This is a genomic window from Alicyclobacillus sp. SP_1, assembly GCF_024706985.1.
In the GTDB taxonomy this organism is placed as follows: Bacteria; Bacillota; Bacilli; order Alicyclobacillales; family Alicyclobacillaceae; genus Alicyclobacillus_I.
The window spans coordinates 1-9,680 of record NZ_JAMCCX010000049.1; the positions used below are offsets into that span (position 1 = coordinate 1).

General features: G+C 48.6%; 10 protein-coding genes. 3 read left to right on the plus strand and 7 right to left on the minus strand.

The annotated features are described in order from the left end of the window. Positions 1 to 73: 73 nt before the first annotated feature. The 5 genes from M4I36_RS11915 to M4I36_RS11935 form a co-directional block, all read right to left on the minus strand. Positions 74 to 436 carry a type II toxin-antitoxin system HicB family antitoxin gene (locus M4I36_RS11915; RefSeq protein ID WP_258111969.1) on the minus strand — a complete coding sequence of 121 codons (363 nt, stop codon included), beginning with the start codon at positions 434 to 436 and terminating at the stop codon, positions 74 to 76. Next, positions 423 to 689 (minus strand): type II toxin-antitoxin system HicA family toxin, encoded by a 267-nt coding sequence (locus tag M4I36_RS11920; protein ID WP_258111970.1) that lies wholly within the window; start codon positions 687 to 689, stop codon positions 423 to 425. The genes M4I36_RS11915 and M4I36_RS11920 overlap by 14 nt, the downstream gene beginning before the upstream one ends. 303 nt (positions 690 to 992) lie before the next feature. Further along, positions 993 to 1,328 (minus strand): hypothetical protein, encoded by a 336-nt coding sequence (locus M4I36_RS11925; RefSeq protein ID WP_258111971.1) that lies wholly within the window; start codon positions 1,326 to 1,328, stop codon positions 993 to 995. Between the two features lie 326 nt (positions 1,329 to 1,654). Next, positions 1,655 to 2,083 carry a PIN domain-containing protein gene (locus M4I36_RS11930; protein ID WP_258111972.1) on the minus strand — a complete coding sequence of 143 codons (429 nt, stop codon included), beginning with the start codon at positions 2,081 to 2,083 and terminating at the stop codon, positions 1,655 to 1,657. Further along, the gene (locus M4I36_RS11935; RefSeq protein WP_258111973.1) at positions 2,055 to 2,336 is read right to left on the minus strand and encodes a hypothetical protein; all 282 of its coding nucleotides are present in this window, start codon (positions 2,334 to 2,336) and stop codon (positions 2,055 to 2,057) included. Before M4I36_RS11935 ends, M4I36_RS11930 begins: the two co-directional genes overlap by 29 nt. Before the next feature lie 282 nt (positions 2,337 to 2,618). On the opposite strand from M4I36_RS11935, the gene M4I36_RS11940 reads away from it, so the two are divergent. The 3 genes from M4I36_RS11940 (at position 2,619) to M4I36_RS11950 (ending at position 8,126) form a co-directional block, all read left to right on the plus strand. Next, positions 2,619 to 3,635, plus strand: coding sequence for a hypothetical protein (locus M4I36_RS11940; RefSeq protein ID WP_258111974.1), 1,017 nt, complete (start codon positions 2,619 to 2,621; stop codon positions 3,633 to 3,635). Between the two features lie 14 nt (positions 3,636 to 3,649). Beyond that, positions 3,650 to 7,036 (plus strand): DUF499 domain-containing protein, encoded by a 3,387-nt coding sequence (locus M4I36_RS11945; RefSeq protein ID WP_258111975.1) that lies wholly within the window; start codon positions 3,650 to 3,652, stop codon positions 7,034 to 7,036. A gap of 475 nt (positions 7,037 to 7,511) precedes the next feature. Further along, on the plus strand, positions 7,512 to 8,126 hold the full coding sequence (locus tag M4I36_RS11950) for an RNA-dependent RNA polymerase family protein (protein WP_258111976.1): 615 nt from the start codon (positions 7,512 to 7,514) through the stop codon (positions 8,124 to 8,126). A gap of 577 nt (positions 8,127 to 8,703) precedes the next feature. Here the strand turns inward: M4I36_RS11950 and M4I36_RS11955 are convergent. Then, entirely contained in the window at positions 8,704 to 9,249 is a 546-nt protein-coding gene (locus M4I36_RS11955) for a hypothetical protein (RefSeq protein ID WP_258111977.1), read from the minus strand. 146 nt (positions 9,250 to 9,395) lie between these two features. After that, positions 9,396 to 9,593: a hypothetical protein gene (locus tag M4I36_RS11960; RefSeq protein WP_258111978.1), complete on the minus strand. Its 198-nt coding sequence runs from the start codon at positions 9,591 to 9,593 to the stop codon at positions 9,396 to 9,398. Positions 9,594 to 9,680 lie beyond the last annotated feature (87 nt).

The window sequence follows — 9,680 nt, forward strand, 5'->3', positions numbered from 1 at the left end:
GTCTTGTTCCAAAAGAGCTAAAAACCCTTGCAGGGACTACGATTCTGGCTGTTTTCGTATAGTGAACTTCCGATTAAAACGCTGAAGAGGTATTTCCGTCCAAACCAAGTTCATTTTGGGCCTCACGGCCGATCTGTTCAGCAACCCAAGCATTTAAACTCTTTCCTGACTTTTTCGCTGCCAATACTGCAAGTCGGTGTTGGTCTGGACTAAGTCGAACCATAAACTTTCCTGAATACGGCTGTTCCGGCTCTTCACCCCGTTCCGCACAAAAAGCAAGGTAATCCTCTACAGATTCCTCCAACGCACGTCGAAGTTCATCCACCGATGCGCCTTGGAATGTAATGACATCCCGTGTGTTGATGACTTCTCCATGAAAAAGATTCGCTTCGTCGTCAAATTCCACGCGCGCCAGATAGCCTTTATAATTCATCATTAGGCATCACTCCCGCTTCCGTTAAAAATCGGCGCATGGACTTTACAGCCCCCTTATCCGTTTCCTTTTGTGGGTGAGGCCGGTGAAACACGGCTCTGACCCCGTTTAGAGCAATGCGGATACGAGACCCTTTACCCTCGGAAATCTCGGCTCCACAAGCCATTAATAATGATTCGATGTCCGTCCAAAGGATATTCGAACGTACTGGGTCCTCAAAAACGTTCTGTAAGGTCTGCTCTTGGCGCGTATTCATATATGAATAGTATCACCATTTGATATCATTTTATAGCCAAGATTGAAATTTGTGCGAGCAAAAAGATGAGTGTGTGTATCATTGGGGACATAATGCCGTGTACCGTGCTGCCGACGCGACCGCGTCTCTGATGGACGCCATGTGACGGCCGTCCGCTCCAGTACCGGTTGCCAAGGAGTAAGACTCCCTACAGTCGTCTTCCTCCTGGAGCACAAGGATGGCAGGGCAGTCGAACTGTCAAGGACTTTCGCGGCATATCCTCGCTTCGCTGCGGTATTCCACGGTTCCTTGACTGAAAGATGGCTAGGTTAACGATGAAGTCAAAAATCGTGTCTTGACAAAGGGGTCCACCTTATTCAGCAGATAGCAATCCACGTCCACATACAGCGACCGCAGCTGCCGAATGTGTTCAATTTTGCGCGCGGGTCGATAAAACGTGTTCTGACTGAAATACACGTCCGTTCCGAGCCATTCCGGCACCACTTCCGCCAACTGATCAACGCGGTAATGATACTGCCGATATCGGTCTCCCTCGCGCTTAGAAAGTGCGATCCATCCGTCGGCCCCGGCGTGATGGCGCAAGATGTGTTCTAACGCTTGTTCCTCTGCAAGCACTGGTAGGCTTGTACTCTCTGACACAGTTCCACCCCCTTCGACACAAAAAAGACCGATCCCCAGGCTTGTCCCAAAGAATCGGTCTGTTACCGTGTGTTTCCGCTTGATATATCGCCATAGCTCCAGTAAAATGTCGCTAGTAGCGCAAATAGCGGAAACCTCAGGGGGGATGCCTGAGGTGGAGTGATTGGCCCGATTGGTGTTTCCAGCACCGTTTCGGGCTTTTGCCGTTTTAGGGCGACTCCATCCGTCCTATGTAGTTGCTCGAATCATACCACTCTACCGATATTTTCCGCAAATATTTCATAGGCTTGATAGATTCCAACCGTTGCGATTCAGATTATTCATTTCTAAAGTTCATCCAGTATTCTCAATAATTCCGCTGTAGGATACACTTTGCAAAGATTCTTTGCTTCTTCAAAGTCTTTGTCTTGGCTCCAAATGGGCCAATCCTGCTCTAAAGCAAGAGCAAGCGTGGGCACATCATCCGAATCACGCTCATGTAAGCACGCCCACGCCGTCTCCCAGGCTTGACCATTTATAGGTTGAGCCAATGCCTCCACCGGAAGCACTCGCCAGATTGACCACAATAATTCCTCGTTCAATCCTTTTCGCTTGGCCAGAACAGGGATGTATTCTTCCACTTCGGCATACGCCTGTAGTGTTACGTACAGTTCTGGAGCATTCGGATGGGACACAATCCGACGCGCTGCCTTGCAACCAATAACAATGGACAGAAGCGCGTTTGCATCAATGACGATCTTTTCGATAGGCTTCAAAATCCGCCAGTACCTCCTCCTCGGATACATCCAATTGTCCCATTTGCTCCTGTAGTTGGTGAACCAACCTATCGTACATGGCTTTTTTCACGATCTCAGGCGGTAACATGGATTCATCCCAAGGCAAGAAAACGCCAGCAGGCGTGGCCCCACGCATGACAATAATCGGTTCAGACGTTCTTAGGTGTTGAGTCGCGTGATCTCGAAATTCTTTGACACTCACCATTTTCAAAGTGACCACCTCCGTGGTCATTATACCTCATCACATTGAAAATTACACCTGCACTTCACCCAGTAATTTTAATCACATTACTGCAACTCCCTTACAGTCGTCTACTTCCCATACCTCATGATGGGGAGCGTAGCGGTCAGTCAAGGACTTTCGCGGCATATCCTTGCTACGCTGCGGTATTCCACGGTTCCTTGACTGACAGATGGTGACTTAACGATACTCTCAAAAACCGTGTCTTGACAAAGGGGTCCACCTTATTTTGATGGAAGTGCAGAAAAAGCTAAGGCCTTTTTTGAGGATGGGATGTTGCGCACCTTTCAGCAAGTATATGCTTACGCACGAGAGGATGTGCCCGTAACAATATACTATGCTTTTAAACAAAGTGAGTCAGAGGAAAGCGAGGATGGCAAGCAGACAGCATCTACCGGTTGGGAAACGATGCTTTCCGCAATTATCAATGCAGGATTTACTATTACTGGAACTTGGCCAATTCGAACAGAAATGGAGGGTCGGGCTTTAGCCAGAAGTGGCACCAACGCCCTCGCCTCCTCTATCGTGCTAGTCTGTCGTAAACGTCCGACTAACGCGCAGGTGTGCACTCGACGCGATTTCATTAACGCGCTCAAGCGAGAACTGAAACCCGCACTTGTTAAACTGCAAGCGTCGAACATCGCCCCAGTGGACTTGGCCCAGTCAGCGATCGGTCCGGGCATGGGTGTGTATTCCCGCTTCTCGAAAGTCTTGGAGGCAGACGGAACACCAATGAGCGTTCGGCTGGCTTTACAAATTATCAACCAGGAACTCGACCTTTACTTCACTGAACAGGACGGCGAACTTGACCGTGACAGCCGTTTCTGCGTGGACTTGTTCAGCCAGTACGCATTTAACGATATAAAGTTTGGCGAAGCTGACGTTCTTGCGCGGGCGAAGAATACTTCCGTGGAGAAACTTGCGGAGCGCGGCGTGCTCTACGCGCAAAAGGGTGTGGTACGCCTGCTTACGCGAGAGGAAATCCCCGAAAAGGCTGACAGCAATGAACAGATTGTTTGGCTGCTTACGCAGCAGTTGACCCGCGCAATGGAAACCGGTGGTGTGGTCGCTACGGCGAAGATTGTCGCGGATATGTTGGGCTCGAACACCGAACAGGCAAAGAATCTCGCTTATCGGCTATTTACCATAGCGGAGCGCAAAGGCTGGGCGGGGGAAGCCTACGCCTACAACTCCCTTGTCATAGCGTGGTCGGACGTGCAGTCCAAGGCTGCGGAGTTGCAGGCGCAGTGTGGCAAACAAACGACACTGTTTGACTCAACGGACAAGTAACAGGAGGGAACGTTTTGGAAAGCAATCATGCGCAGGTCACTCAAGGCTTCCGAATTCTGCTCGGTGCATTTGCGCCCTACATAGCCCGTGAGCTTGGAAACGAGTTTGGGAAGGAATGGTGGGACGTCGCTGTCTTGGAAACGCTCTACGAGGAGCAGAGGCGCAACTTGCCGAATTCGGGCGACTGGGCTACGTTGGTTGATTCACTCGATATTCAGCGTTGCCTACTCCTCTTTGATTTGCACTGGCAGAAAGTGTTCCGCAAGAAGCTATCCATCGATCACCGCACCTGGGCGAAGGAATTAGTCGGCGTAAGGAACAAGCTGGCACATATCGGTGGCGTAGATTTTTCTGACGACGATACTTGGCGCGCTCTCGATACGATGTCAAGGCTAGCCGAGCAAATGGACTCCGAAAGTGCGGAGGAAATACGTGGCTTGCTGCGCACCTTGCGCTACGGTTCCGCGAATGGTTCCACTACGGTGACCGAAGTCTCTGTTACGCCTGTTGGAGCGAAGCCGAAGAACGTAGGTATTCTCAGCAGAACGCCCATAAGCGGTCTTTCCAGTTGGCGCGACGTAATCGAACCGCACCCAGACGTGGCGCAGGGGCGATATAAGAATGCGGAATTCGCTGCGGACTTAGCGCAGGTTGCAAGAGGCGAGGGTGCGTATGAGTACCGTGATCCCGTGGAATTTTTCGCACGTACCTACGTAACGGAGGGCATGACCGGCCTGCTCGAACAGTCTCTTCGCCGCGTCTGTGGTAAAGACGGCGAGCCAGTTGTGCAGTTGAAAACCGCTTTCGGCGGCGGCAAGACACACAGTATGCTTGCGCTCTACCATATGCTGCGTGGGCGCGTATCAGTGGAGAAGATACCGAATATCAAGCCGGTATTGCAACGCGCGGGCATATCGACGTTACCGAAAACAAATGTCGCGGTGCTAGTAGGTACTGCTCTCGACCCTACCAAAAGTAAGCGACCGAACAATATGCCGGGCATCACAATAAACACGCTGTGGGGGGAGATGGCTGCGCAACTTGCGGAATCGGCGGGTAATCCGAGTCTGTATGACTTTGTAAAAGAAGCCGACAAGAAAGGTGTTTCTCCTGGTTCTGAGGCCTTGAAGAATCTCTTTGACGCTGCCGCTCCGTGTCTTGTGCTGATGGACGAGCTGGTCGCTTACGCGAAGAAGATATACGGAGCAAGCGGGCTTCCTGCCGGGACCTTCGATAACTTTATTTCGTTCATCCAGGAAGTTACCGAGGCGGCGAGGGCAAGTAAGAACAGTCTTGTTGTAGCGTCAATTCCCGAATCAGACATCGAGATCGGCGGAGAAGCAGGCAAAATCGCTCTAGAAACCATAGAGCATACCTTTGGGCGTATGGAGGCCATTTGGAAGCCCGTTGCCGCAAATGAGGGCTTTGAGGTTGTGCGCCGCAGGTTATTTCTTGATTGCAAGAACCTCGATGCACGTGACGCAGTCATCTCCATGTTCAGTCAGATGTATGCCGAGAACCAGAGCGATTTCCCTCTCGAGTCGAAGGAGCTTGAATACAAAGAGCGGATGGGTTCCTGCTACCCAATTCATCCCGAGGTGTTCGACCGACTGTATGAGGACTGGGCGACATTAGAGCGTTTTCAGCGGACTCGAGGAGTTCTGCGCCTTATGGCGGCGGTTATCCACGAGCTTTGGATGGGCAACGACGCAAGCCTAATGATTATGCCTGGCTCTATTCCGCTAGATGTTCCAAACGTGCGCGATGAGTTGACGCGTCATCTGTCTGAGGGGTGGAATTCCCTTGTCGACCGTGAGGTGGATGGAAAGAACTCCATACCGTACCAGAAAGATCAGTCTACCCCTCGCTATGGGAGCAAACTTGCGGCTCGCCGTGTGGCTCGAACCGTTATGCTTGGCAGTGCGCCGACCGTGCGTGACCAAAACGTGCGCGGCATCGAAGCCTCACGTATTCGTCTCGGTGTAATTCAGCCTGGTGAAATCATTGCCAACTTCAACGACGCGCTGAATACGCTACAGACTTCGCTTGCTTATTTGTACACGAGTCCGTCCGGTGATCGCTTCTGGTACGATACGCGCCCGACCCTACGAAAGACAGTAGAGGACCGCGCAACACAAATCGCGGCTTCCGATGTGGAATACGAGATTGAGAGCCGTTTGCGTGGGCTGCGGAAAGAGCAGCCATTCGCGGGCTTACACGTTTGCCCTGCATCCTCACTCGACGTCCCAGATGATCAGTCTGCCAGACTAATCGTTCTACGCCCTGAAGACGAGTACAAAGCCACCAATGAACTCAACAGTGCGATGGGTGCGGTTACGGACATTTTGAACAATCGTGGGAACACTCCTCGCATTTATCGCAATATGCTCGCGTTCATCGCACCAGACCAAGACTTGATGGTTCCGTTAAAGCATGAAGTCAGGAGGTATCTAGCGTGGAAGTCGGTAAAAGCGGATAGCGAGGATTTGAACCTTGACGCGGCGCAGAACCGTGAAACTGAAAACAACCTCCGCCGAAGCAACGAGACGGTGGATGCACGGATCAAGGAGGCGTATTGCTGGCTTCTCGTTCCGTACATCGACAAGAACGTGGATATGAAGACCATAGTCTGGGATACCATCCGGATCAGTGGCGGAAACGAGAGCATTGTCCTGAAAGCCGCTAAGAAGATGCTTCAGAACGAGGCTATCATCACGCAGTGGGCGCCTGCGTTGCTTCTTATGGAACTGGACAATGTGTTATGGCGTGATTCGGAAAACATCTCAGTCAAGAAGCTTTGGGAATATCTGTGCACCTACTGCTATCTTCCGCGCTTGGCAAGCGAAATCGTATTGGAAGAAACAATCCGCACAGGCTTGAATTCCACGGAGTATTTCGCATTCGCGTCTGGCTTCGATGGCAAACGTTACATCGATTTGAAGTTCAACCAGTACGTCGGCATTGTGGAGCGTTCGGGATGTTTGGTGAAAATCAGCGCTGCGCAGAAGCAAATGGCCGAGGAAGCAGAGCGTAGACAGGGAGCACCAGGGCAAATTAGCGGTGATGGTACTGGAACGGCCAGCGCGGGTGGCTCAAGCAGTACGCCTTACCCGTTTATTGATAATGGTGGCGGCTTTTCCACCGCCCACGAACAGCCCGAAGCACCGAAAAATAAGCATTTCTATATGTCGGCTCAGCTTGATACCACTCGGATTGGGCGAGATGTTCAAAGGCTCGTGGAGGAAGTCATCAGCCATCTTACATCAGTAGACGGCGCACATGTGGAAGTGTCGCTCGAACTGAACGTCAAGTCTCCGGAAGGCTTGTCACAGCAAGTGGTTCGGACGATTTCGGAGAACTGCCGGACGCTGAAGGTGCAGTCTTTCGAGTTTGATGAGTAAGCAAGTACCAAAGTATGGGTGTGAAATCGTATTCTACTAGAAATGAAATCAAAAATAATCCATAATTGTGATTTCACCCCACGCGACAGAACCAGCACCAATTGTAGACCAAGATGTTTTGAGATGGTCCAGTCTATTTGATTGAACTTTTTGTTTTTTAAAGCTATAATAGAGTCGCATTATGTTTTAGATATAAGGGTCGGAGATTGTTGTTGACTGATCCAGCGAAATCACTGAACAGGATATCGTTTCAGTTGATGTGTGTCCAGTAAACATGAGCAGAATAATCCACAACGAGACCATGATTATTGAACTCCTCTCCTTGACTATCATAACATAGTCAACTATTAGGGCGAGACTTGGGTAGTTGGATTCAGACCCACAACAGAATGAATTCACGTTGAGTTATACCTGTCAGCTTAGGGATGCTACCCCCCATGTTGACGGGTATTACGCTTTTGTAGGGGGAGAGTTCGTGAGTCTTCAGGAGTGGAAGGTTAGAAACAAGTTCGGTAGAAACTATGCACACTTTGATTCAAGGGTATCGCTCGACAGAGTATGGAAATACGTCAGCAACCCAAGAGCTGTGGCTCGTCATGGATTCTATCCTTTCATCCACTACACACTCTCGTTTCATAAATACAATAAGGCTATTGGTGGAAAAAAAGATAAAAAACGCGAGATCTGCTACTCGGCACATCTCGATCGGTATATCTATCAGTATTATGCGTTGAAACTGAACCAATACTATAATCGCCGAGTGAACATTGACGGCCTTGATGATGTTGCGATCGCGTATCGTGACAACTTGCACAAGAACAACATACATTTTGCGAAGCGGGCTATCGATTTTATAAAGGCCAATCCCGAGTGTCACGTGATTATCGGTGATTTTACTGGTTTCTTTGATAACTTGGATCACGACTATTTGAAAGACACCATCTGTGATTTGCTCAATTTGGAAACCAAAGCTTCTTTGTCGTTCTCATACCTCGTTTCATCTTTGATCGACTTCAAGATTCCAAAAAACTTCGACTCTTTTTGTAGAGACTTTAAAAGTTTTAATAGGGAATACCCGAGCATTTCGTAGACCGAAGACTCGTACAAACAAAAAAAGTCGCACACGAATGCGGTCAGATCGGAAAGCAACGAGTCTTTTAAGGCCGATGTTGCAAAACGCTCTTTTAAAAGAAGCGTTTTTTTCGTCACAGAAAAGCAACTGCTTTGATAAGTCACTTTCGATTTAAAATTTCTTCGAGCAAAATTTTTATCTAAAACCCTCGAAACAATTGTAGACATCCCCTTTTCTTCAGATCGAAGAAGAAATCTTGGAGACGTTGGAATCGCGTTCTCTTTGGAAAGAACGATCCCGAATGGAGACATTATTGAAGTCCGTGTCGTCGGATAAACGGACGACACTTCTTTAGTGAGAGAAATGGGTCGCGTTCGGACGCCCCATTGAGACATGTCCGGGTTTTCGTAGTCTGACACCCACAGGATGTCTTCGAGGGAATGGTGAACGAGATAAAGATTACCGGATCGCGTTTCGACGTACTGCAAAGAAAGGTTAGGCGTCGAAGAGTAAACTTCCGGCGTTAGAAACGAAAAATGTCGAGAAATCTCTTGAGTAGGGCAGAGAAAATCCCCGAACAACCCGACGTGACCTGTCACGTTGCGGTACGTTGCATCTCGGGAGAGAGAGAGTACAAAAGTACTTGTCTCGAATCCAACTCCGAGGCGGTTAAAAATCTTGCTGTGTGATAGACACCATCTTCGTCTTTGACGTAAATTCCGCTTTTTGAATGTTCTACGGAATTTGACGTAAAGACGAGATCGCCGGAAACAAAAAAGTCGACACCTTCTAGCGTTGTCGCAACCTTCTTCCAAGTGTCTTTAGGGCAAGTTTTGATGACGGTGATATCAGGAGAAAACCAAATTCGATCCGAGTATTCGGTGTACACAGCATTGGTTTCGATGGTGTCTCCCACATAACCGTACTCTTTTTCGACCTCTTCGAGAATACGCTTTTTAATTAAAGTTTGGTATTTTTCACTGTGATTCCCTGAAATTTTAATATCTTTAACAAAAGCGAAACGATCTCCGAAATTTTCAAGAGATACGCTATAGTCAATGGCACCTTTGCGTTCAATGTATATGAGTCCAAAAATTTCGTTTTCAGAAGCTTTTAAGCGATCTACTAAAGAAGTTTTCATTTAAAGTCAACACCCTTCTTTTTTTGTCCTTCATCATCCTTACTATATCGAAATTTTCTCGCTTTCAAGAAAGAATCTTTTTTGTTTTCAAAAAAAGCAAAATCGGCCCTTCCGGTAAGTCGGAAGGGCCGGTTTTTGCGAGTGTGTCAAACATTCTTTTCTTTCTTATCCGCCTTGTAGACAAAAAATAAACAAGCCAAAACGACGGTCACTGCATTTAACATCACTTCCAAGTACACATGAGGGTAAAGTATATTGACAAAAACACCTACCGAGTACGGAACAAACATCACGAAAAACAATACGAACGAGCGGTCGACCGTCTTCTCGACTTTTTTGTCCAAAAGAATCTCTCTCTCTCAGGAAAAGTACGTTTTTCTCTCATTTCCTCATTCAATCGCACCATTTCGCATTTGACCATTTCGCGTCCA